Annotated in this window: 19 protein-coding genes; 6 read left to right on the top strand and 13 right to left on the bottom strand. The window is 55.4% G+C overall.

The genetic code is table 11. The annotated features are described in order from the left end of the window. Positions 1–19 precede the first annotated feature (19 nt). Genes DXY10_RS01190 through rpmG form a run of 3 tightly spaced genes read right to left on the bottom strand, consistent with a single transcriptional unit; the run spans position 20 to position 2511 of the window. Entirely contained in the window at positions 20–2041 is a 2022-nt protein-coding gene (locus tag DXY10_RS01190; RefSeq protein WP_244281859.1) for a ribonuclease catalytic domain-containing protein, read from the bottom strand. Positions 2042–2056: 15 nt separating this feature from the next. Then, the gene (gene rpsR / locus DXY10_RS01185) at positions 2057–2278 is read right to left on the bottom strand and encodes a 30S ribosomal protein S18 (protein ID WP_007097958.1); all 222 of its coding nucleotides are present in this window, start codon (positions 2276–2278) and stop codon (positions 2057–2059) included. 38 nt (positions 2279–2316) lie between these two features. Next, a complete protein-coding gene (gene rpmG / locus DXY10_RS01180) occupies positions 2317–2511 on the bottom strand; it encodes a 50S ribosomal protein L33 (RefSeq protein ID WP_115015149.1) in 195 nt (64 codons plus the stop codon). A 139-nt stretch (positions 2512–2650) separates the two neighbouring features. Here rpmG and pheT point away from each other — a divergent pair, with 139 nt between their 5' ends. Beyond that, a complete protein-coding gene (gene pheT / locus DXY10_RS01175) occupies positions 2651–5122 on the top strand; it encodes a phenylalanine--tRNA ligase subunit beta (RefSeq protein WP_115015145.1) in 2472 nt (823 codons plus the stop codon). A 32-nt stretch (positions 5123–5154) separates the two neighbouring features. Here pheT and rlmD read toward each other — a convergent pair whose 3' ends face one another. After that, positions 5155–6543 (bottom strand): 23S rRNA (uracil(1939)-C(5))-methyltransferase RlmD, encoded by a 1389-nt coding sequence (rlmD, locus tag DXY10_RS01170; RefSeq protein WP_115015142.1) that lies wholly within the window; start codon positions 6541–6543, stop codon positions 5155–5157. Between the two features lie 80 nt (positions 6544–6623). Between rlmD and DXY10_RS01165 the strand changes: the two genes are divergently transcribed. Further along, positions 6624–7118 (top strand): allophycocyanin subunit alpha-B, encoded by a 495-nt coding sequence (locus DXY10_RS01165; RefSeq protein WP_115015140.1) that lies wholly within the window; start codon positions 6624–6626, stop codon positions 7116–7118. A gap of 899 nt (positions 7119–8017) precedes the next feature. Here the strand turns inward: DXY10_RS01165 and DXY10_RS01160 are convergent. Next, entirely contained in the window at positions 8018–9091 is a 1074-nt protein-coding gene (locus DXY10_RS01160; protein WP_115015135.1) for a molecular chaperone DnaJ, read from the bottom strand. A gap of 25 nt (positions 9092–9116) precedes the next feature. Then, the gene (locus DXY10_RS01155; protein ID WP_244281858.1) at positions 9117–10649 is read right to left on the bottom strand and encodes a DUF3370 domain-containing protein; all 1533 of its coding nucleotides are present in this window, start codon (positions 10647–10649) and stop codon (positions 9117–9119) included. 241 nt (positions 10650–10890) lie between these two features. Here DXY10_RS01155 and DXY10_RS14165 point away from each other — a divergent pair, with 241 nt between their 5' ends. Then, on the top strand, positions 10891–11073 hold the full coding sequence (locus DXY10_RS14165; protein WP_136988988.1) for a hypothetical protein: 183 nt from the start codon (positions 10891–10893) through the stop codon (positions 11071–11073). 6 nt (positions 11074–11079) lie between these two features. Here the strand turns inward: DXY10_RS14165 and DXY10_RS01150 are convergent, their stop codons facing one another. Genes DXY10_RS01150 through DXY10_RS01140 form a run of 3 tightly spaced genes read right to left on the bottom strand, consistent with a single transcriptional unit; the run spans position 11080 to position 13610 of the window. Next, a complete protein-coding gene (locus DXY10_RS01150) occupies positions 11080–11745 on the bottom strand; it encodes a sigma-70 family RNA polymerase sigma factor (protein WP_115015133.1) in 666 nt (221 codons plus the stop codon). A gap of 58 nt (positions 11746–11803) precedes the next feature. Next, complete coding sequence (locus DXY10_RS01145) at positions 11804–12685, bottom strand: ATP adenylyltransferase (protein WP_115015130.1); 882 nt, start codon at positions 12683–12685, stop codon at positions 11804–11806. Further along, a complete protein-coding gene (locus tag DXY10_RS01140) occupies positions 12675–13610 on the bottom strand; it encodes a SpoIID/LytB domain-containing protein (protein WP_244281857.1) in 936 nt (311 codons plus the stop codon). Before DXY10_RS01140 ends, DXY10_RS01145 begins: the two co-directional genes overlap by 11 nt. A gap of 77 nt (positions 13611–13687) precedes the next feature. Between DXY10_RS01140 and DXY10_RS01135 the strand changes: the two genes are divergently transcribed. Then, positions 13688–14422, top strand: coding sequence for an SDR family NAD(P)-dependent oxidoreductase (locus DXY10_RS01135; RefSeq protein ID WP_115015127.1), 735 nt, complete (start codon positions 13688–13690; stop codon positions 14420–14422). On the opposite strand, the gene DXY10_RS01130 is transcribed toward DXY10_RS01135, so the two are convergent. Then, complete coding sequence (locus tag DXY10_RS01130) at positions 14404–14835, bottom strand: DUF2237 family protein (protein ID WP_115015124.1); 432 nt, start codon at positions 14833–14835, stop codon at positions 14404–14406. The two genes, DXY10_RS01135 and DXY10_RS01130, sit on opposite strands and share 19 nt — an antisense overlap. Before the next feature lie 75 nt (positions 14836–14910). On the opposite strand from DXY10_RS01130, the gene DXY10_RS01125 reads away from it, so the two are divergent. Beyond that, positions 14911–15141 carry a hypothetical protein gene (locus tag DXY10_RS01125; protein ID WP_011933185.1) on the top strand — a complete coding sequence of 77 codons (231 nt, stop codon included), beginning with the start codon at positions 14911–14913 and terminating at the stop codon, positions 15139–15141. A gap of 28 nt (positions 15142–15169) precedes the next feature. Here the strand turns inward: DXY10_RS01125 and DXY10_RS01120 are convergent, their stop codons facing one another. The 3 genes from DXY10_RS01120 to DXY10_RS01110 are packed head-to-tail and all read right to left on the bottom strand — an operon-like array spanning position 15170 to position 20074. Beyond that, positions 15170–15442 (bottom strand): DUF4090 family protein, encoded by a 273-nt coding sequence (locus tag DXY10_RS01120; RefSeq protein ID WP_115015121.1) that lies wholly within the window; start codon positions 15440–15442, stop codon positions 15170–15172. A gap of 33 nt (positions 15443–15475) precedes the next feature. Next, positions 15476–19099: a methionine synthase gene (gene metH, locus DXY10_RS01115; RefSeq protein WP_115015118.1), complete on the bottom strand. Its 3624-nt coding sequence runs from the start codon at positions 19097–19099 to the stop codon at positions 15476–15478. 57 nt (positions 19100–19156) lie between these two features. Then, a complete protein-coding gene (locus DXY10_RS01110; protein ID WP_115015354.1) occupies positions 19157–20074 on the bottom strand; it encodes a branched-chain amino acid transaminase in 918 nt (305 codons plus the stop codon). A 66-nt stretch (positions 20075–20140) separates the two neighbouring features. Here DXY10_RS01110 and cobN point away from each other — a divergent pair, with 66 nt between their 5' ends. Further along, on the top strand, positions 20141–23902 hold the full coding sequence (gene cobN, locus DXY10_RS01105; protein ID WP_115015114.1) for a cobaltochelatase subunit CobN: 3762 nt from the start codon (positions 20141–20143) through the stop codon (positions 23900–23902). Position 23903: the final 1 nt, after the last annotated feature.

Genomic DNA, 23903 nt, shown 5'->3' with positions numbered 1-23903 from the left:
GCGGCTGGACTAGTTGGGGTCAGCGTCCCCTCAACTTGAGTTGATCACAGCTCGAATCGGCAGCAATCACCTCCACTGTTAGATCGTCACCAGGCGAACAGCCAGCTGGGCACTCAGCTGGGAGGTCAATCGCCAGTGAATCAATCCGAATCAGCCCAAGTTGGTCTTGTGGTCTCAACCAACGCAGAAAAGCGGCCTGCCAATGGTCTTCACAGTGGGATTCAAACCACACCTGCTGCCAGTGGCGCTGGTCTTCTCGGCTTATTCCGATGCCTTCTCGGGTGGCGTGATCCACTTGATTAACCAGATTTTGGAGATCGTCTTCACTGAATGGGGGGTCATTGTTCAGGGTGGCAAGCATCTGACGTTGCACGATCAAATCCCCATACCGACGAATTGGAGAGGTTGCTTGTACATAGGCCGGCAGGCCGAGGCTGAAATGAGCAGCTGGTTTCGTTCCCATCAAACCTCTGCTTAAGCATCGCTTGATGGCGGCAAAGCGCACAGCACCCTCGGGTAACTCGTGCAATTCGGCTGGCGAGGGCAACTCCGCAGGCAGTTGGCTACGGAAGGGCATAGCGACTGCATGGTCGATGCCGAACTGAGCAGCTGCAGCACCCGCCAGGATCATGGCTTCCGCAACCATCAACCGGGAGGGGGAGGGCTCCGTAATCTCTAGCGAGGCTTGGTTGTCGCGACAGCGAAATCGACCTTCCGGGAGTTCCATCATCAGAGCTCCATTGTTTTCACGCCATTGCTTTCGACGTTTGAGAAGATGATCGAGCTCTGCGAGATCCGCTTCTTCTGGTGGAGCTAAATCAATCAGTTCATCCGCATCGTCATAACTGAGTTTGTAAAGAGGTTTCACCCAGCTACGCATGATTCCGTACGCCTCAATCGCCCCATCTGGATCCAGTTCAACCCAGGTACTCCACGCTGGGTTTCTTCGGCCACTGCGGAGGCTAAAAGGACCTGTAGCCAGACAGGACGGGAACATGGATTGGATTCCCTGTGCCAGATACAGACTGCTGCCACGGGCCATGGCTTCCTGATCGAGCGGTGAGCCGGCTTCGATCAGACGCCCGGGATCAGCAACATGGATCCAGATTCGAGCACCGCCTCCATCCTTCCTTTCAAGGGAAAGACCGTCGTCGATGTCACGTGTGTCGGCATCATCGATGGTGACGCAGTGCAAATGACACAGATCCAAGCGCTCATCATCACCTGGTTTGTTTGTCTCACTTTCATCGACTAATTGGCTTGCTAATGCTTCGAGCTCTGAACTGAATCCAGATGACCATCGACTGGCCTGCATGGCGGGCAACTGATGGGGATCAATTTGTCCAAGCTTGATCAACATTCGATAGAGATCTAACGTGTCATTGTCGAGATGAAGTTCCTTCAGAATTATTTTGACGTCGTCTTCTAGTTTTCGGTAATCAAGGCGTCCTGTCGCCATCTCCTTGATCTGCTCCATCCACTGGGCCTGCTGATGATCAAGGCAATCAGGTTGTATGGCGTCACCCTGACGAAATAGGTCAATACAGGCTTGACGACGGGCTTGATTACGCCTCTGCCGGCGTTCTTCCTGACGAAGATGTTTTAGCTCGTCGCTACTTCGCGCTTCAATCACACCTTGCTTGAAGCGAAACATCCATTGCGAATGATGCAAGGCCAGCCAGCAGACAACGCGATGGATGGGGCGATCCGCAGCGCAGACAAGATCCGCGAATGCGTCAAGCTCAAGTGTCTCGTCTGATTCCGAGAGCAGGACCCAGGCTGAGGCCCATTCGCGTCTGCTGGGACGAGCTTGATGAAGCTCTGGCTCAGAGAATGACCAAGGGGCAAGGCCTAGGCGAATGGGTGGTGCATCACCACTGGGCAAAGGGGAGATGAGTTCGAGGTGTCGCTTAGCAACAACCTGCTGCTTGGCTGTGAAGCCAACACGAATGCGATATTTGCTGCCTTGTACTGATTCGACAACAGCTAGCTTTGGCTCACGTGTTTCGACCAGGCCGACGAGGTCGCCAGCATGAAACACGTGAGCAGTCAGGGATCAGCCCTCTGGATTGACAAACGGCAGCATTGCCACGATGCGAGCACGCTTCACAGCGTTGGTGAGGTCACGTTGCTGTTTGGCAGTCAAGCCTGTGAGTCGACGGGGCAGGATCTTGCCACGCTCGGTAATGAATTTCTTGAGCAGATCAACATCCTTGTAATCAATGGGATCACCAGGCTTGATCGGCGAAAGGCGCTTCTTGAAGAATGAGCTCGACATGAATTAGGAACGGGGAAAGGAACAGCGAATCTGCGAACTCATTTGATCTCTCGATGGAGAGTCATCCTGTTGAGTTGGGGGCAGAACTTCATGAGCTCCAACCGTTCAGTGGTATTCCGGCGATTCTTCTCAGTGGTGTAACGAGACACGCCTGGAGAACGCTTGTCGGTGGCGGACCGGCATTCGGTGCACTCGAGAGTGACCACAATCCGGACGCCCTTGTTCTTAGCCATAAGGACGTTGCACCGCAGGTGCGAAGCGAAGTGACAGCCTCCAAGCTTACCCTCTAGACGGACCGTCCATCGGCCATGCTCACGGTTCTGCCAGCGGGATGGGAGCTTCGTAGGATTCCCAGCCCACTTCGTCGGCTCGATGCGAGTTTCTCTCTCCTGGCTTCAGGATCTCGTTCAGGTGGAGGAACCCGCTGATCAATTGGCGGAACGCCTGTCGATGGCTGGTTTTGAGGTGGAAGAGATTGAGGATCTCTCACTCCTGGCTCAGGGTGTCGTTGTTGGACGCGTCTTGGAACGGGTGAAACATCCGGATGCTGACAAGTTGAGTGTTTGTCAAGTTGATGTCGGTCGCGAAGCGACGTTGCAGATTGTCTGTGGCGCAGCGAATGTGCGTGATGGCATTCACGTGCCGGTGGCCACCGTTGGAGCGGTGTTGCCTGCTGTCAACCTCAAGATCAAGTCCGGGGAATTGAGGGGGGTTGCCAGTGAGGGAATGATCTGTTCCCTCAAGGAACTGGGCCAGTCCAGCGACGTGGATGGCATTGCCATTCTCGAAGATCTGCTGGACTCAGTCCCTGTTCCAGGAACTCCAGTCGCTGCACTGTTGGGACTGGACGACACAGTGCTTGATCTGGCGATTACGGCGAATCGGCCGGATGGGCTTTCGATGACGGGAATCGCCCGTGAAGTGTCTGCTCTCACAGGTGCAGCTCTCAATCTCCCTGACCTTCAACCGCCCCAATCCATCGCCCCTCTCAAGACCGATCCCGTCAGTACGGAAGCGATGCGTGCTGGTGGCCTCTATGGCGTCACAGAGCTGTGCGATGTCGATGCAGCAAAACCCTCGCCAACCTGGCTTCGCCAGCGTCTGGAAAGGGCTGGAATGAACAGCGTCAACATTGTGGTGGACCTCACCAATTTGGTGATGCTGGAACAGGGGCAACCCCTGCATGCCTTCGATGCTGATGCTCTAGACCGTCTCTGTGGAGGTCCTGTCACTGCTGCCGATTTCGGACTCCGTCAGGCCCAAGACGCTGAATTGTTCACCGGCCTGGATGGACGGGAACTCAGCCTTGATGCCAGAGCACAGCTCGTGACCTGTCGCAATTTGCCCGTGGCCTTGGCCGGTGTAATGGGTAGTGAAGCAAGCGGTGTCACTGCCTCCACGACCCGTATTTGGTTGGAGTCCGCACTCTTCAGCCCTACCGCAGTCCGCAATAGCAGCCGTTGTGGCGGACTACGTACCGAAGCCAGCAGTCGTTACGAGAAAGGATTACCGCGGGAGGTCACCCTTGCCGCAGCGCAACGGGCAATCCTGCTGATCAGTGACCATCTTGGCGCCACCGCTGGCAGCACGTTCGTCTGCTCCGAGCCTGCAACAGCAGAGCCCCCTCTCATGTTGCGACGTGCAGCGGTGCATCAGTTGTTGGGAGCCTTGGCCGGGGAGGAGGGGCCCGAAACGCTGGACGATGGGGTGATTGAACGGTGTCTGACGGCACTTGGCTGTGAGCTGACAGCTCTTGAGACGGGTTGGAGCGTCAAGGTTCCTCCCTCCCGTAGCTGCGACCTATTACGGGAGGTCGACCTGATTGAAGAAGTGGCCAGATTGGTTGGATTTGACCGCTTCGAATCACTGCTTCCTGACCCGCTCGAGCCTGGACATCTGACCCCAGCACAACAGGCGGAGCGACGCTTAAGGATGCTGTTCTGTGCCTCTGGTCTTCAAGAGATCACTGCTTTGTCACTGACCTCTCCTGATCCGGAGGCCCGGCCGGTGGGGGCTGAGAGCGATGAGATTCGCATACCAATCAGTAATCCTCTACTCGCCGAAACAAGTCATCTGCGAGCCAATCTTTGGGAAGAACACCTAAGGGTCTGCCAACGCAATCTTCAAAGTTCCCAGCCAGGATGTTGGCTGTTTGAAATTGGCAATGTTTTTGCTCTGGAGGGAGAATCGATTCAACAAAGCGCTCGTCTTGGTGGAGTCATCTGCGGCGAACGACGTCTAGAACGTTGGACCAATAGTGGCAAACCTATTCCCCTTACTTATTTCACAGCGCGGGGCTTGCTTACACGAATTTTCCAGGCCCTAAAGCTGGATGTTGTCGATCGTCCATTCAAGGATGACGGGCGTCTTCACCCTGGTCGTGCTGCCGAATTGGTCTTGGAAGGGCGTGCGCTGGGCAGCTTTGGCCAACTCCATCCTCTGCTGTGTGAACAGTTCGATCTTCCAGATCACACGTTCTTATTTGATCTTCAACTCACTCGCTTGCTTGAAGCCGCGACGCGTACCAACCGTTGGTCTCCTGCCTTCAAGCCCTTCAGCACAGTGCCGGCAATGGAGCGTGACCTGGCAGTGGTGGTGAAGCGTGATCAACACTGTGCCGATCTACTACAAGCAATCCGCAAGGCGGGTAAGCCATTGCTGGAAAGCGTTGAACTGATTGATCGTTTTGAGGGTGGTCAGCTTAGTGAGAACCAATGCAGTCAGGCCTTCCGTATTCGCTATCGAGGTAAAGACAGCACCCTCACTGATGAACAGTTGCAACCTGTGCACGAGAAGGTTCGCCAGTCTCTCGTAAAACAATTCAACGCCGAATTACGCAGCTGAGCTGTCAAGCCGAACAACGCTTGGCCAAACGCTCAGCCCACTTGATCTGCCAGTCTTAACAGTGCTAGGCACTCAAGATGGGTGGTCTGGGGGAAGAAATCAACGGGATGAAGTGCCTCCACCGCATAGGGCCCTTCAGGACCCGCGAGTTGTTTGAGATCCCGAGATAACGTGGCAGGATCGCAACTGAGATAGGCGAACCAGGCTGGCGGAGATGAGAGAATCTGATCAACAACCTCGGTATCGAGGCCTTTCCTGGGTGGATCCACCACCAGGGCCTTGTGGTGAGGTAGGGCTTCTGCCAACAACGATTTCACGTCACCAGCTTTGAAGTCCACGTTATCGAGATGGTTTCTGGCTGCATTCAGTCGTGCCTGATCGACTGATTCACGATGAAGTTCGAGACCGAGCACGTTGTGACCCTGTGACGCAAGCGGTAGGGCAATGGTGCCAATCCCGCAGTACGCGTCGATCACGCTCGTGATGCCGGCTCTCATTTTGAGCCACTGACAAAGCCGATCCACTGCGGCCTCGGCCTGAAGGGTGTTGACTTGAAAGAACGTTGTCGTTCCCAGCATCAATGAGATGCCACAGAACGATTCTTCGATCTGAGCCGATCCACACAGCAACTGGGTGTTATCACCCAGCACACGGTTGCTTCGCTTCGGTTGGAGATTCAAGGTGACACCACGAACTTGTGGCCATCGACGACACCATGCCTGGGCCATCTCCTTCAGGCCGTTGAGTTCATTGGTGCTGCTCACGAGGGTGATCAGAATGTCATCGGTACGACTGCCAAGTCTTAAACCGAGATGCCTTAGGGCTGGACCGTTTTGCAGGTCTGAATCAGCTGGCCAGCCTGAATCCTGCAAGTCTTGCTTCAATGGCTTGAGAAGTTCATCCAACCGCGGATCAAGCACAGGGCAGTGATTCAGATTGACGATTCGGTGGGAACCACGCCGGTAGTAGCCCATGCGCATCCGCCCTTCAACATCTCGATGTAGCGGAAGAAGAGCTCTGTTGCGGTACCCAAGACAGGAGGCTTCGCTCGTGAGCAGGGCATCCGTTGGATGACTGATCGATCCAAGTCGTAACAGGGCCTTCTGCAACTGGCGTTGCTTCCATGCTGCTTGGCTGCTGTCTTCAAGATGTTGCAAGGTGCATCCACCGCAATCGCTGGCAAGGATGCATGGAGGTTTTCTTGCATCACTGGCTGCGAGTAAGGATTCAGTGCGGCGACCAATCCAATGAGACCGTTTGCGTTGCTGGAGCTGCACACGGGCAACCTCACCGGGCAAAAGGGATGGCACCACGACCACCCAGTTCTGCCACCGGGCAATTCCATTGCCGCGCAGGTCAAGATCTTCGCCGGTGATGGTAATCACCAGGCCTGGCACAGGATTGGAGCTGATGTTGGCCATTGCAAAGGCGTTACACCCAAGCCGCCATCGGCGGTTTCAGGGCTTGGGAGCACTAAACTCACTTCAGCATGCCAGCTGTCATGAGCGTTGTTCGGGATCTGATTCTCCAGGCCGATGACGATCTCCGCTATCCAACAAGCGGTGAATTGCGCTCCATGGTCGATTTCCTCGACCAAGGTGCCGTTCGTCTCGCCGTTGTCCGTACCCTGACGGACAACGAAAAGAAGATCGTTGATGAGTCGGCTAAACAACTGTTCAGCCGAAAGCCTGAATATGTGGCACCTGGTGGCAATGCCTATGGTCAAAAGCAACGTGCGCAGTGCCTGCGTGATTACAGCTGGTACCTGCGCTTAGTGACGTATGGCGTTCTAGCTGGCAGCACTGAGATGATCCAGAACATCGGCTTGGTCGGAGCACGTGAGATGTACAACAGCCTTGGTGTTCCGATGCCTGGCATGGTTGAAGCCATGAAAGCGATGCGGGCTGCATCGCTTGCTCTTCTCTCTGATGACCAGCAGACACTCGCTTCCCCCTACTTCGATTTTCTGATTTTGGGAATGCAGACCCCCACCTGATCAGTACCTGCGTTCTTCAATCTTCAAACCAAGCCGGTGATTTCACCGGTTTTTTCATGGTCAGAACTAAGTTGCCCATGGCGCGAATGAGACTTGGAATAAGACTCAAAAGGGGACCAAACAGAGAGAACTGAGATTGGCTTATTAGTCATTGAGTGGCGCCACTCCCGGCCCAGCGGAGAGTTGACCTCTGGGCTGCAATCGGGCCCGCACCTTCGCTTTCTAGTGCATACAGAAAAAGACGCAATCTAAGACCCTTGATGCGTCTTAGATTAGATTGACGATACAAGGATGCTGTCCCGCCTTCGAGCTCGGTTCATTCATCCCGCCCTGTCGCTTTTCGTCTCCGCCGAAAGCCCTCAGCGGGCGATAGCTCTGGCATTCTGTGCGGCGTACCTGTGTCTACAGCAGGTACGCAGCCTTCAAGGTCATTGTGCTGCTTGTGATTTGAGCCAACGAATGGACCACTGGACCAACACAAACGAGCTCTGGACAGCGTCTCTCTGCATCGATCGACCAATATCGTTCTTCCCGGTCGTGATTGATTGATCTCGCAGTTCCCAGGACTGTGGACAAATAGAATTATTGAAAAACTGATTCTTGATAGTTTCTGAATTGGTCGTGTTGATCGGCTGCCAAGCAGTCGGTAGCCCTAAGGGGAAGCAGCCCCATCGTTGACTTGTTGTCTCTGTTGAGACCTGGGCTGAGTCTTCCCCCGAGATCGTCCATCTAGTCGCCCTGTCACTCTGGGCGGAAACGAAGAGCTGGGACTTCAATCTCGCCGCCTCGTCCTCGCTGCCCAGTCAAGTCAACCGCCATGGGCGCGGTTCTGTGTCTCATATATCCCAACTGTGACTCACCATGAGTCTCAGTAGTTGACGGATCTGCAACGCATGAGATTAGAGTTTCTGGCGATACAGCTCGCGCAGCATCTGATAGGCCTCGTTAAGGCGTCGCATCGCTTCAGTTGATCCACCAGCATCTGGATGCACGTCCATCGCCTGCTTTTTATATGCTTCGCGAATCACTTTCAGCGTCAGTGATGCTCCAGCTTGGGTTGGAAGTGCGAGTAGCTTGAGCGCTCCATGAACGGTCATGGTTGATTCGAGTGTCTGGAACGAGGTCACTTTGCGGCTTCTCTTGAAACGATTCACGAAACGTCGAATCAGGGTTGGAATTCTGTGAACGAGCTCCGAGGTCGCGAAGGGATCTTCCAGCAGGCCTGCGACCACGATCACTTGCTCAAAACGCGGTGTGGGTTCCAACCAGCCTGGACACATGTTGTTGATCACTTCGGTCGCTTGCGTCCAAGTGAATGTCCGCCCTTCACTCACTTCGGCATTGGGCCAGATATCTCTGCCTAGCCAAGTCATCGCTGCTTCCAACACTGTTTCTCCAGCTGGTGTGCCATAAAGATTGAGCCAGTGCTCACCAGCAGAACTGGCACTGGCGAGTAAATCCTGTTCGTTGGCTGCAGGCATCAAAGGTGCATCACCAGACGGCTCCACTCCGGGGCGGGGATGGAGGCTCTCTCTGATCTGAGTGGTGCGTTTCCTGACGAAACCCGGTAAATCAATGCCTCCAGGGCTTGATGGCCTGTTGTTGCCAGTTGGCCGTTTTTGGGCTGTGACCTCGTCGTTGGGTTGGTCTCTCAGCTCAAGGCTGCCTCTGCCGATCAGGACCAGCGCACATTCTTCGTTGTAACTGGGTTGAGTGGTGGTACTTGCAACAGATGCCGATTCAGCGTTGGACTGATGATGAAGCTCGTCAGGGTTGAGTTCAGTGCTGTCGTTCGCAGGATGATCCGGGTCTGATTCCTCGTCAGTGTTGAAGATCTCCTCCAGCAAGCGACTGAGGCAATCGCCTCTGGCACGAAGCCCCCATTCACTCTTCAGTTCATCCAGACGTCGAACGAGGGAGTCTGGTAGCTCAACACTGATTCTGCGTCGACCGTTGGAGTCAGACTCAGTCACTCAACTCCTACCTTGCAGGCCAAGCCTATCGGCCTTGCATGCGCTCAAGCCACTGTTGTTGAGCTCGAATTGCGTCCCGGTATCGCTGTTCCAGGCTTGGACTCAGTTGCTGAGGCATGATCATTGCTGGCGGCATCGCACTAGTTCCACGCCTTGGAGAAACGTAAGGAGGAGTTGCGCTGTTGGCACGGATTGGAACCCTCGTTGAAGTTGCTCGAGGTGTAGGTACAGGTTTGTGATGGACCTGTTGTGTCACGGCTGGCTTCGCCGTCGGCGATGGTGGGGCAACACTCGGTGTGACCTTCCGTTCTTTTGAAGTGGCTAGAGCCCGTTGTGCTGCTTCCTGCATCTCTTGACGACGCCTCATCATTGCGAGTTGCTGAACTGGTACAACACTGAGTAAATGCCCTGGTGTTGCATCAGCGGGATAAACAAGGCTTACTTTCACAGCATTGTTCTGCCCAGGCTTGAGCTGTAATTCACTGATTGGCAGACTCTGTCCAGAGCGCAAACCTACATGAACTTCGCGAAATCCTTCATCAGTTTCAATGCGAATCGATCCACGAAATGCAGTGAATGACGAACGGCCTGATGCAACAGGATGACTCAAGACTAAATCGTGAGCTCCGGTACCAGCCAGATTCAAATCAACATCATATCGAACTCCGTAGGTGCCAACATTATTGACTGCAGAGTCAATCATTCTTGTGCTCAGCGGATTAATCTGGATTTCTCTTGTGCCAAAATGATGTTTATGAGTACTTGTCAGTGGCACGTGTAGGGAACCTTGTTCCAGGTCATGGCGAATGGATGCTTGATAGCGGTCTCCTAAGGCAACACCTGCAACCCTTGAAAAAACTTGACCAGTCTCAATTTCTCTGATTCGATTCAAATAGATCCGCCCTGGTGCTAGGTGGCCGCGATCAAGCACTGCAAAGAGATCAGATTCTTGTTGGGTTTCCTCTGCGGCAACCACTGCCAACTGAAACTGTCCGTCGCTGCTGCCCCTCAGTAGGCCATTCGCGATTCCTCGAGCTGGAAGGACTGTGCTGATGATCACCTTCCTGCTGTGAGCTGGGATCGTTACTTGATTAGGGAGTTTCCTGTCCAATTCCCCACGCAGCATTTGAACTGCAGTCGCGTCTCCTGGTCCGGTATTCCATGGTCTGCGACCGAGCGGTTTCACCCCCATCAACTTGTTTGGATGGTAAGGAGCCTCAAAGCTATTTTTGACAGATCCACGTTTAAAGGTCAACGTCACAGGCTGGCTGCCCGGATTAATCGCAATGGCCGCGATCGTCAACAGTCCGCGCTGTCTTGCCCCTCCCATCCGACTTGAATCGCTGGGGTAATACTTATGGTGCATATGCAGGCCAAATTCACCATTAAATGTGAAGGCTGCATTGCGTAGTGGTTGGTTCGTTTCGCTCGCGATGGCTGACCCTGGCTGGGTATTGACCAGGATCCCTGCCCCTTTAACGATTTCTGGTTGATTGGAATGCAAGACCGGAACGTTGTTGAACGTTCCGTTTAATGCGCGAGCACGTTGGCCGGCCATCAACGGCACATACGCAGTCGCTGGACGCGCTAAGCAAATCTCGGCTGTCGCAACCGAGAGGCCAAGCAGGACCAGAAGTGGGATTCGCTGAGACAAGGGAGACCCCCTGCGCGGTTTTGAATGACTTGTTCCGTGGAACAAACTGCGCAGCCCTCAAACTTAAACACTCTCCAGGCAGAAGCCAAGTGTCTTCGCGAATCTGATTTCGATACGCCAGTATTGGCGCGGCTTCCTCAGTTTCATGCTTCCTCCCTTCCTCTGCTCTTCATCTCCCGGCAGGGAGTGGCGACAGCAGCATCAGACGCGAAAGATGGAGATGTTGCGGTTTTGGCGAGACGGCCTTGAGCGCCAACTGGCTGCAATCAATGCAGCCATCAGCACCCTTGAAACTCAGATGGATCGCGACAGCAGCCAGGAGATCTAAGGCGGCCTATGCGCTGATCCCTTGGACCGTGCACATCTCAGCCAGTCGCATGAGACCCCGCCTCAAACGACGTTGCACCGTCATTGCGCTTGTCCCGAGTTGGCGTGCCGTTACGCGCAGGCTTTGCCCGCCCAAAATCACCAACTGCACACACTGCCGTTCTTGCTTCGGTAAGGCCTGCATGCAAAGCGTCAGCTTGTCCTGACGCTCTCGGTTGTTGATTCTCCTCCAGCTCTCATCGCGTGGAAGGCTTCTTCCTCCTAAGGCGCTGTCGTCAATCGACACCCATTGGCGTTGTTGGCGGTAAGCAGAAAGAATCCATTCATCTTCTTGTGTGGGCTTGTGTTGGTTCGCCCTAGCGCTCGGTTTGGCTGATTCACTGATCAGCCGCTGTGCCCGTTCTTGAATCCGTCTCGGCAGCTTTACCACGCCGCTGTTATCTCGTAAATAGTGGAGTATTGCGCCACGAATATGAACTCGGGCGAAAGCCGTGAATGGATTCCCCTGACTCTCGATGAAGAGTTTGGATGCTCTGATCAGCCCTAGTCGACCAACCTGGATCAGATCGTCTTGGTCCTGTCCAGTTGATCTTGCGTAGTGAGCAGCGATTGGTTTCACCAGCGACAGTTGATTGATCACCAACTGTGCATTTTTGTTGTGTTTGGATGCCATGGGTACTGGTTGTGATGCAAGGGATGTTGCGACCCTTAACTCCAGCCATTCATGAATTCTATTGTCTTGGCAACCGTGGAACTACTGAATGATCAACGACTTCGGACAGTAATCGTTCGGGGCTGTGCTGCTTTAGCCATGATCGTTCGGCTGATCTTGTTGCCAGTAAATAACCAGCAAAGCCGAGCGCGTTGATGCTAAATCCATGGCTAATATCGCAATTACGCCTGACCATTGCCATCCAGTCGCGCGTAAGGAGAATGTTATAAGGGGCAGCAGGCCTTTGCCCTGAGGCAGGCGAACCAAGAGAGAGTTCCTCTGCCATATCTAAATAAAGCGTTGTTATGTGTTCGCCCTGATGGTTATGTTTCCGCTCTCTTCTACGAACGGCTGTTGCCATCCTCACTAGCGATCGATCTGGTGAATCTTTTTTAGTCTGATTGATTAAGTTTATAAACCAGCCTTCACGAGGGCATCTGCTTTCCGTCTCGCTCCTAGGCAGCAATTGAATATGGCGGTGTGGCTGACTGGCACCCGCTTTCGGACCACTATTGAAGAACCACAACCCTGTTGTGATGTCGTCAACCACCCCCACTGCATTCCAGTCATTGGGCTCCAGCCAGTCGGATTGCGCTGCCCAACCTTTCCTAATCAGCAGCATATGGCCTAGCTGAACTGGATATTTATTCAGTATCAGCGCATGCGATTGGCCAATTGGACAGACCTCTAGGCGAGGATCCCAGGGAAGAAATGGATTCGGTTTTGGCCCTTGCTTGCGAAGATGCCTCGGAAGTTCAGAGTTCAACTCCCGGAGCTCAAAAGGTTCAGACCCAACTGATGGTACGAATGAAACAGTTGTTTTCAGTGGATGCAATGCACCCTGCTCAAGGGCTGTTTGACTGCGATCCAAAGCCAGTTGTTCGTAGCTTTCAATCGCCATTGAGCTTGATCCGGGCCAACTCAGCTCCTTTGTAGTACCGATTCAGGATCTCGTCGTAGGTGTATCCACGCGTCGATAGTTCCTGAGCCCCGGTTTGACTCATGCTCGCGCCGAGGTGACCATGGGCCTCTTCACTGATCTTGTTCGTGGAGGCATAAAGACTTTCCACCAGGCCTCCGCGGAATTTCAACACTTGATTGTGGGTCGTTTGGGTCGCTTGGATCGTTGACCTTGTGGTGCTGTTTAGGCCTCGGTACACCTGCCATCGTGTCGTATCTCCAAGGTTGTATTGCGTTGATGCCGGACGCACGATGTGAACCAACGCATAGGACCTTGCAGCGACAGCTTGGGCCTTGAGTGCTTCCGGGTTCCAGTCACTTGGCATTTCAGCGCCGACGACGGATGCCACGTAGCTTTCGAGAGGCAGACGATTGATGGCCAGCCAGCCCTTCTCCTGTCTGATCAACTGAATGCTTCCCAGGTATGGATCGCCATTCACCGCAATGCTTCCACCCTCTCGTGCGCGACAGCGCCATGTCTCTTTCTGAGTCAGTTGAATCAAGTTCTGCCTGTTGGAAGGCCTGCCGTTTGTGTTCAAGCACTGGGCCCTGCCCTGGGCTCTCAGTGTCATCACAGGGAAATGACTGAATAAGGCAATCCTTAGCTCCGGCCCCAACAGCGTGTGCTCACGCTGTTGTTGGCGCGTGGGTTGTGGCCTCGATCGTTCGTCGCCATTCGTCTCAGGATCAGGAACACTCTGATCGGCCTCTAGAAGGGCTTCCAGCAAGAGATCACCCTGTTCAACCTGTGATTCAGCATCCCAAGGCCTGATTCCCCTCTGGAACGCTTCTCCAAGGCTCCAGAACAGAACCCCAGCGAGACCCAGCATCCCGATCGCTCGCTGCAGTTGGCCTCGCTCGATCACGACTGGATCGTTGTTATGGCCATGCTGACGGTTTCTTTGTGGCTGAACACCAGTTTCGCCGTCTCAGAAATTGATCCATGATTCTCAATCCTTGGAACGGCCTAGCTCTGGTGATTGGTGCCGGTGGCATCGGCCGTGCTCTGGTTTCGACTCTGACCGCAACGGTCCCTGAGCTGGATGTCGTCCTCTGTGGACGCTCCCTTCAGCCCTCAGAGGGATGGCCTGTGGATCTTGAATCACCCGAGAGTCTGTTGGCCCTTCAGAGTCGATTGCTCGCAGACTCCCGCCCACTGCGACTTGTCGTCAACGCCACTGGACTGCTGCACCGAACCAGCTCTGATGGTGCCGGGATGCAGCCTGAGAAACGTCTCAAGCAGGTCAACGCAGAACACCTACTGGCGAGTTATGCGATCAATGCGATGGCGCCTTTATTGCTTGCCCAGGCCGTGGAGCCCTGTTTAGACCGATCTCGGCCCTTTCACTTCGCCAGCCTGAGTGCACGAGTCGGCAGCATCGGCGACAACAAAAGTGGAGGCTGGTACGCCTACAGGGGCGCAAAGGCAGCTCAGAACATGTATCTGCGATGTCTCAGCATTGAATGGGCGAGGCGTTTCCCGTTGTCCACAGTCCTTTTGTTGCATCCAGGCACCACCGATACAGCACTCTCAAGGCCCTTCCAGGATTTCGTGCCACCGCACGCATTGTTTGCTCCTGAGCGAGCAGCCCGATGTCTGGTTGATGTCTTGCTGGCCCAAGGGCCGCAACAGACAGGCTCCTTCCTGGCCTGGGATGGTCAGCCGATTGCTTGGTAAGCGTGTTGCTTGAGCTGATCAAGCGCGATGATTTCCAGAGCAGACTGTTCGGTGGCCTTCAGCCGAACTGGTGGTGCCATGCCGTCGTTGTAGGCCTGTTGCCAGCGCGGAGCACAGACACACCAATGGTCACCTGGCTGCAATCCAGGAAATCCGAATTCAGGAACAGGGGTCGACAAGTCATTGCCCTGAGCCTTGCTGTAGGTCAGGAAGCCCTCGGTCATCACGCAACAGACACTGTGTTGACCAAGGTCAGTGGGATCGGTTCTGCAGGTGCCGTCTCTGTACCAACCGGTCATGGGTTCACAGCCACAGGTCTCAAGATGACCCCCCAAAACGTTGAGAACGCTTGTGTCGGAGTGAGTTTGCACGTTTTCCCCAGCGATCTTGTCGGTGGAATTCTGCCCGATCATTGGCACATTGCGCGACAAGGTGGTTGACGGATCCCGGGGGCGAGGCGTTAAAGGTCGATCAGTCATGCCTCCTCGATGGATTGGGAGTTCACTGAAGACGCCGCTTTTTTGGCGCTTTGCGATGCCTTTCGCGAAAGCGGCGAATCCTCGGCGATCGAGTTTCTCGCCAATGGCGAAGGGGCGTTCCATTTCCAGGATCTTGCCCAGAACGCGGCCGGTGAGGGAATTGACCTCAGTGAGTCGAGTGCTCTGGATGAGTTCCAGCAAGAGGTGATCGACACCATGGAGAAGCTCTGCCAGGACTAATCCTGAACAGAGCTCAGCAAGGTTTCGCTCAACTGAAGAAAAAAGCGATCTCCTTGTCTTTCAGACCATCCCAGCCAGCATCGATCAACCGTTGGTTCAGTGTGTGTTGGTCGAAATGCTTGGCTCCGGTCTTCACGATCCGGTTGCGCATTGATTTCTTCACCCCACTGCGTGCGCGCTTGCTTTCCAGGTCCATGACCTCGTTGTAGAGCTCCACCATCGGCCCCGGAATGGGTGTGCCATCGAGGTCAAGGCCCGCTGCGATTGCTTCATCGACCCCACCAGGTCCTGCGATTGCCATGGGAATTGTTCTGCAGCGGCTCAGGCTGGCATGTCAGGCGCTGAAGTAACGGGCTTGGCTATGGAGCGCCACCAAAGCGGTCGTGCTCTGCTCTGGCTCTAACTGGTCGCTGTCGTCCATGGAGAGGCCGATTCGGTCTGCCCCTAGCCAATCGAGCTGAGGCCTTGAATCGGCCACATTCGGGCAGGCGGGATAGCCAAAGGAATAGCGGCTGCCGCGGTAGCGCTGGGCCAGCACATCACGCAGGGCCGACGGTTCATCAGCGCTGAAGCCCAGTTCACGGCGGATGCGAGCGTGGGTCCACTCCGCCAACGCTTCGGCCATCTGAACGCCAAGACCGTGAAAATAGAGATAATCGCTGTAGCGATCCGCCTGGAATAGCTCTCTAGCAAAGGCACTGGCCTTCTCGCCCATGGTGACGGCCTGCATGGGCAGGACATCGCTGGGGCCGCTCTCTGACGAGAGATCCCGATAGAAATCAGCAATGCAATATTTGTTGCCGGAGCGCTGTCTGGGAAGTTCGAAGCGACCAAGTTCAGACCTTGCATTCGCAGGATCGAAAACGACGACGGCATTGCCATCTCTGCCGCAGGGGAAATAGCCATAGGCCACTCGCGGGGTCAGCAACTGCTCAGAGAGGGAACGCTGCAACCATTCCTGCAGGACGGGCTCAGCCTTGTCCTTGAGCTGTTGTTCGTACTCCTCGCGGCTTTGCTCCTTGCTTTTGCGGATCTGCCATTGGCCAGCGAAGAGTGCATTGCGATCGAGATAACTGAAGACCTCCTCCAGATCGATCTCCTCTTCTGAAAGCACGTTGGTCCCCCAGAACGGTGGCTGCAGAGCAGGCTCGTCAGGCACAGCCTCCGATCGCTCACGGCTGACGGGAGCCTTGGGCTTGGCCTCTTCCGCCTTGGCACTCGAATCAGCAGCCCCCTCGGTCTCATGACTGTTGGCGTCCCCATTGAGCCCCAGGCCTTCGGGAATGGCGCCCAAGAAGCCCTGCTTGTTATCCCATTCATCGTCTTTTTTGGCCTGCACCAGAGCGTCCATGAATCTCAGGTCAGCGAAGGCATCTCGCCCATAAATCACCTGGCCTTCATAGACCTCACGGCAGTCCTTCTGAACAAATCGAGGGGTGAGTGCCGCACCACCGAGAATCACCGGAACGGAAATACCGGCCTCATTGAAGGCCTGCAGGTTATCTTTCATGAAGGCGGTTGATTTCACTAAAAGACCACTCATGGCGATGCAATCAGCTTCATGCTTTTGCTGGGCTTCGATGATTGCATCGACCGATTGTTTGATGCCTAGATTGACGACTTCGTAGCCATTATTAGTGAGGATAATGTCCACGAGATTCTTGCCAATATCATGAACATCACCCTTAACTGTTGCAATCAAGAATTTGGCCTTTGCTGAACTTTTCCCCTCGGTTTTTTCCATATGCGGTTCGAGATAAGCCACCGCACTTTTCATGGTTTCTGCGCTCTGCAGCACAAAAGGCAGCTGCATCTGACCTGAACCGAAGAGTTCACCCACCACCTTCATGCCATCGAGCAGGAATGTGTTCACGATTTCCAGGGGTTTGTACTGCCCCAGACCCTCGTCAAGGGCTGGTTCTAGCCCGATGCGCTCGCCATCGATGATGTGCTGCTTCAGTCGCTCTTCAACCGGAAGGTCAGCCAGAGACGGACCTGATGCTCGGGCCTCCTTCGTGCTAACGCCTTCGAACAGCGTGGTCAGTTCAGTGAGCGGGTCGTAGGTGCAGATATCGCCTTCAAATCGGCGCTTATCATTGATCAGATCACGGCAGACCTGCTGATGGTCCTCACTGATTTTCATCAGCGGAAGAATCTTGGCGGGGCTGACGATCGCCGCATCCATTCCCGCCTCACAGCAGTCATGCAGGAAGACCGAGTTGAGGGTGATCCGTGCCGCTGGCGAGAGCCCGAAGCTGATATTGCTCACGCCAAGCACCACATGCACACCGGGTAAATCCGTGGTGATTCGCCGGATGGCTTCGACGGTTTCGCAGCCGTTGCGTCGGTCCTCCTCGATGCCCGTTGAAATCGGAAGCGCCAGAGGGTCGTAGAAGATCTCGTGAGCTGGGATCCCGAATTCGACCGCATCCCTGTAGGCGCGCTGGGCAATCGCGAATTTGCGCTCGGCCGTCCTGGCCATGCCGTCTTCATCGATGGTGCCGATCACCACCCCAGCGCCATAGGTGCGCGCCAGATCCAACACCTTGAAGAAACGTTCATCGCCGTCTTCATAATTGGTGGAGTTGAGCAGACATTTGCCGCCGGCGACCTTGAGGCCGGCTTCCATCTTCTGCCACTCAGTGGAATCGAGCATCAGGGGCAAATTGACATTGGTGACCAAACGGCTCACCAGATCATGCATATCCTTTTCGCCATCACGACCGACGTAGTCGACGTTCACATCGAGCACGTGGGCGTTTTCCTTCACCTGGCCGCGAGCCACAGCCACTAGCCCATCCCAGTCTTCAGCGTTGAGCAGCTCCCTGACCTTCTTGGAGCCACTGGCATTGAGCCGTTCACCGATGATCAGAAATGAATTGTCCTGGCGATAGGGCGTGGTTCCGTAGATCGAGGAGACGGAAGCTTCTGCCCCAAGCAGCGGGCGTTCCTTTCTGAGCACTGGGGTTCGTACGTCCCGGTCAGCCGGACGCATCTCCTGTGACAGTTCTGAGAGAGCGGCGATGTGAGCGGGGGTGGTGCCGCAGCAGCCACCGATCACCTGAACGCCGAGGTCCTCGATGAAGTGGTGCATCGCCATCTTCATCTCGACAGGAGTCAAGCGGTAGTGAGCCACACCACCGACGTTCTCCGGCAGACCGGCGTTGGGAATGCAGCTCACCACGAAGGGGGCGTGCTCACTCAGATATTTGACATGCTCCTTCATCTGCTCCGGACCGGTGGCGCAGTTGAGGCCGAGAACATCGATGGGGAATGGCTCAAGGATCGACACCACCGCAGCGATATCGGAGCCGACGAGCATCGTGCCGGTGGTTTCCATCGTGACGCTAACCATGATTGGCCGACGTTCACCGGCCAGCTCACATGCCTGTTCAATGCCAGCCAGAGCAGCTTTGATCTGCAGGGGGTCCTGACAGGTTTCGATGATGAAGAGGTCCACATCCCCTGCCAGCAAGCCTCTGGCCTGTTCGGCGAAGGAATCCCGCATCGCATCGAACCCCACATGGCCGAGGGTCGGCAGCTTCGTGGTGGGGCCCATCGATCCCGCTACAAAGCGGGGTTTCTCTGGAGTGCTGTAGCGATTGGCCATCTCCCTGGCCAATCGCGCCGCCTGAACATTGAGTTCGTAGGCCTGGTCCTGAAGGTCGTATTCAGACAACACCAGAGAGGTGGCTCCGAACGTGTCGGTTTCGATCACATCGCAGCCCGCCTCAAGGAACTGGCGATGAACCTCCTGCACGGCATCGGGCCGTGTGACCACAAGATTCTCGTTACAACCCTCCAGATCCGCACCGCCGAAGTCATCTGGACCGAGATCCATCTGTTGCAGCGACGTTCCCGTGGCACCGTCAAACACCAAGACGGGACGCGACGGATCATGCAGACGTTCTAAAAAGCGGGAAGCGTTCAGGGATGGTGTCTTTGAGACGGCCTGCATCGCTCACTGGCTTCAGTCAAGCCATTCTACGAACGTCACTTGAGCCAAAACTGATCCCTAGGGTTCGAGTTCGATCCTGGTCACCCAATGGCCAAATTCAGGGTCTCTCCCCTCTGTAATCGCCACCAGACGTTGTCTTAAAGCATCCATCACCGGTCGGTTTGTCGGTAAAACTGTGGATTCGAGTTGACGAATGGGAGTGATTTTCGCCGCAGTTCCTGTCAGGAACACTTCATCGGCGATGCAGAGTTCTGTTTTATCAACGGGGCGTTCGATCACCTCCAATCCCATGTGCTTCGCCAGTTCAATCACGCTGGAGCGTGTGATTCCCTCCAGTATGTCTTGATCAACACCAGGGGTGATCAGGACACCATCGCGAACCAAAAATAGATTCATGCCGCTGGCCTCACTGACCTTCCCCCGCGTATTCATGAGCAGGGCTTCGTCGAAGCCGCTGGTGACGGCCTCTGTTTTGGCAAGTGAGCTTGTGATGTATGCACCACTGATCTTGCCACGCAAAGGAAGTGAGCGATCTTCCTGCCTTGTCCAACTACTGATTCGGCAACTCACACCTTCCGGGGAGAGATAATCGCCGAGCTCTAAACCGTAAATCAGAAAATCAGTCTCGATGTTGTGCAGACGTGGTGCGATGCCTAAATCGCTGGTGTAAACAAAAGGCCGCAGGTAGATGGGCGTTGTGGGTTTGTTCGCTCTGAGTACGGCAACAAGAGCTTCCATCACCGTGGTCTCGCTCAGGTCAGCCAGTAAAAGCTTTGCGCTCTGGCTCAGCCTGCGGGCGTGACGGTCGGCACGGAAGAGCAACATCCCCCCAGGTCGAACCGGATCAGGGATGGCGCGCATACCGCCAAATGCCCCTGTGCCGTAGTGCAGGGCATGGGTTGCGATCGAAACTTTCGCGTCTTCAAATCGCACACACCGGCCTTCAAACCAGGCGAACGGCAGAAACTGATGCATGGCTGAAACGGCCGATGGCCAAATCTTCTCACCCGCCCCCGCACCTCTGCAGTCTTCAATGGAGAGATGCATCGACTCAGCAGCCTCCCAGGGGCCGACTTCGACGACGCAATCACGCTCGTTGAGCAACCTCCAGCACCTGTACTGCTGCTCTCTAGCGCTGTCACCGACCTCACAGCATTAGCGCATTGCCTCTCCAGGCCTGAGGCTGTCTCTTGGCACAATCGGATCCGAGCCCTTCCCTTGGCCAGCCTCGGACACCCAGCCCAGATTGATCATTACCTCAGCGTTACTGCCCAGGATGCCCAGCTGATTGTGGTGCGACTGCTCGGCGGTCGCGGCCATTGGTCCTACGGACTTGATCAACTGCAGAAATGGCAGCAAGACCGAGATCATCGTCATCTCGTCGTGCTTGCTGGAACCCCAGATCAAGATGATGCGTTGCATCCGCTGGGGTCGATCCCAAAGGTCTTAAGTGATCAGCTGGCTGTGTTGCTGCGAGAAGGCGGTGGCCAGAATTTGATCACTCTGCTCAAAGCTCTTGATTCCGTCTTGCTGGGCAAGACACAAGATCCGTCAACGCTCGTTCCCCATTGCATGCCAGACCCCTCACCTTGGCAGTGGGAGGAGGCCTCAGGCGCACGAGTGGGTGTTGTGCTGTATAGGGCCTTAGCGCGATCAGGCGATGAGGCTATGGCCGAGGCGTTGCTCAAGGCTCTCCGTCAACGCGGACTGGTGCCTCGAGCCCTCTGGGTAAGCAGCCTGCGTGATCCTGTGGTCCAGGAAGGGGTGCTGAATCTGTTCGAGCAACAGCACGTTGAGGTGGTGATCACTGCCACCTCCTTCGCCTCAGTGCAGTTCGAACAGGCAGGATTCGGAGCTCCACTATGGGATCAGCTGGATCGCCCTGTGCTTCAGGTGCTCAGCAGCAGCAAACCCCGCAGCGTCTGGTCGAAGTCCACTCGTGGTCTCGACCCCCTGGATTTGTCTCTGCAGGTGGTTCTTCCAGAGCTAGATGGGCGTATCACCACCCGAATCGGTGGTTTTCGTGAGGTTGACCTGGCCCATGAAGGCCTTGCCACAGCTGTCCACACAACGGTGCCGGATCAGCTCGGGCTCTCCTGGCTTGCAGAGCATGCTCGAGCCTGGGTCAATCTCCAGCAAACCGCTGTCGAGCAAAGGCGCGTCGGCTTGGTCCTGGCCAATTACCCGGTTCGTAACGGGCGTTTGGCGAATGGGGTCGGCCTCGACACCCCGGCAAGTCTTCTCAATGTGCTCACTTGGATGCAAGACGCCGGATACACGCTTGGCCAGGAGGACTTACCAGAGTCGTCGACTGCTCTGATGGCAAGCCTCCTTTCCTCTCGTACCAATGACCCGGAAAGCCATCATCTTCCACCGCTCACCCATCTTCCCCTTAGTGACTATCTGAACTGGTGGGCCACGCTTCCAATTGATGCTCGCGAGACGATCGAAGCGCGATGGGGCCCAGCCCATCAGGCTCTCGAACTGGAAGAGGAAGGGTTTCCCATTCATGGCTTGAAGCTTGGACATGTGTGCGTCCTGGTTCAGCCAAGTCGCGGTTATGACCCTGATCAACTCAGTGATCTGCACTCACCTGATCTGCCCCCTCCCCATCGTTATTTGGCCCAATACCTGTGGATGCGGCTGGTACACGGCACCCAGATGCTTGTGCACCTCGGCAAGCATGGCAGTGCGGAATGGCTTCCCGGTAAATCCGTTGGCCTCGGCGAGGGGTGTGGACCTCAGCTCGCCCTAGGTCCCGTCCCCCACGTGTATCCATTCATCGTTAACGACCCAGGAGAAGGATCTCAAGCCAAGCGTCGTGGCCATGCCGTGATCCTCGATCACCTCACACCTCCACTTGGACGTGCTGGTGCTTATGGCTCTCTGGCAAGTCTGGAAGCTCTGCTTGATGAATATGTCGAAGCCAATCAGCTGAATGCAGACCGTGGCTTGGAGCTGAATCGGCAACTGCTCTCACTACTGAAGACGCTCAACTGGCCTGGATTACCGGCTGAGCTGCTGGTTGGATCGTCACAGCCTGACCTCTTCTCCAGCTCAGCTTGGACTGACTGTCTGGATCAAGTGGAGGCCTATCTCTGTGAACTGAAGGAAGCTCAGATTCGTACTGGCTTGCATCGTCTTGGCACCATTCCGGATCCGGACGCACTTGTAGAGCTCCTCATCGCCATTAGCCGAGCACCAACCGCGCAGGGTGTTGGTTTGACGCAGCGGCTGGCATCTGTCGTCGGTCTTGATCACGATCCATGGTCCGATGAAGACGGTGACGCACTGAGTGACGATGACCAGGCACTGTTGATCCAACTCAAGGCGAGTGGACATCGACGGGTGGCTGACGGTGTGGCCTGGCTGGAAGCTCAAGCCGCACTCTTGTTTCGTTGCTTGCTCAAGCGTCCTGACCAAGAGCCATCGCCTCCCCTGCATCACGCGGTTCAACGATGGCTGGATGAAGGGACTGACCCGGTGTTGCTCAACCTTCGCAACAACCTGATCCCCCGTCTTCAGGCTTGTGCAAGCCAGGAGAAGAAGGCGCTGCTTCGTGCTCTCGAGGGCCGCCGTCTTGCCAGTGGCCCCTCTGGTGCGCCAACACGTGGTCGGCCTGATGTCCTCCCGACTGGCCGAAATTTTTATTCTGTCGATCTGCGTGGTTTGCCCACAGAGGCGGCCTGGGGTCTTGGTCGCAGAAGTGCCGAACGCCTACTCGACCTTTATCTCTTGGAGCAAGGTGAACCACTGCGACATCTTGCCCTGTCCGTCTGGGGGACCGCCACGATGCGCAACGGTGGGGAGGATATTGGTCAACTGTTGGCGCTGTTGGGCGTTCGCCCGGTGTGGGACGGTCCCACCCGACGCATGATCGATCTCGAGCTGATTCCTCTCAGTTTGTTGGGGCGTCCACGGGTGGATGTCACCCTGCGGATTTCAGGCTTATTCCGAGACGCTTTCCCTCATTTAATTGAGTGGGTGAGTCGCGCCCAATCTCTCGTAGCCAATCTGGATGAACCGGAAGCCATGAACCCCTTAGCGGCTCTATCCCGTAACCAGGGACATCAGCCGCGGATCTTTGGATCGGCACCAGGTGCATACGGAGCTGGTCTCCAGGCGTTGATTGACTCAGGACAGTGGGAAGAGCGCAGTGATCTTGGCGAGGCCTATCTGGAATGGAGCCAATGGAGCTACGACGGATCTCTTGAGCCTCAGAAGGATCGATCCGGTTTAGAACGCAGTCTCTCCAGGGTGCAAGTGGTCTTGCATAACCAGGACAATCGCGAACACGATCTGCTCGATTCCGATGATTACTACCAGTTCCATGGCGGACTTGCTGCGGCTGTGACACGGATCAATGGCAAGAGCCCGGCCCTTTGGTTTGCAGATCATTCCCGTCAGGAACGACTTCGGATCCACCGTCTCGAACAAGAGATCGACAAGGTGATGCGCAGCCGTCTTCTCAATCCTCGCTGGATGAGAGGCATGCAGAAACATGGCTACAAGGGAGCCTTTGAGATGGCGGCAAGCCTCGACTACCTGTTTGCATACGATGCTGCGACTGGAGTCATTCCTGATTGGTGTTACGACGCTCTGCAGACGCACTGGTTAGATGCGTCGGAAGCTCGTGACTTCCTCATGCAACACAATCCATGGGCGCTTCGAGATATGGCTGAACGTCTTTTGGAAGCTGCGAATCGTGGATTGTGGAGCAGCGTCGATCCGCTCAGACTTGCAAGGCTTCGCAAGCTGGTTCTCCAGGCCGAAACGGCCGTGGAGAACGGCAGCTTCGGTTGAA

The sequence above is a fragment of the Synechococcus sp. UW140 genome, assembly GCF_900474295.1.
Classification (GTDB): domain Bacteria; phylum Cyanobacteriota; class Cyanobacteriia; order PCC-6307; family Cyanobiaceae; genus Synechococcus_C.
Note: the sequence above shows the minus strand (reverse complement) of the source record. Positions and strands in the feature narration are given on the sequence as shown.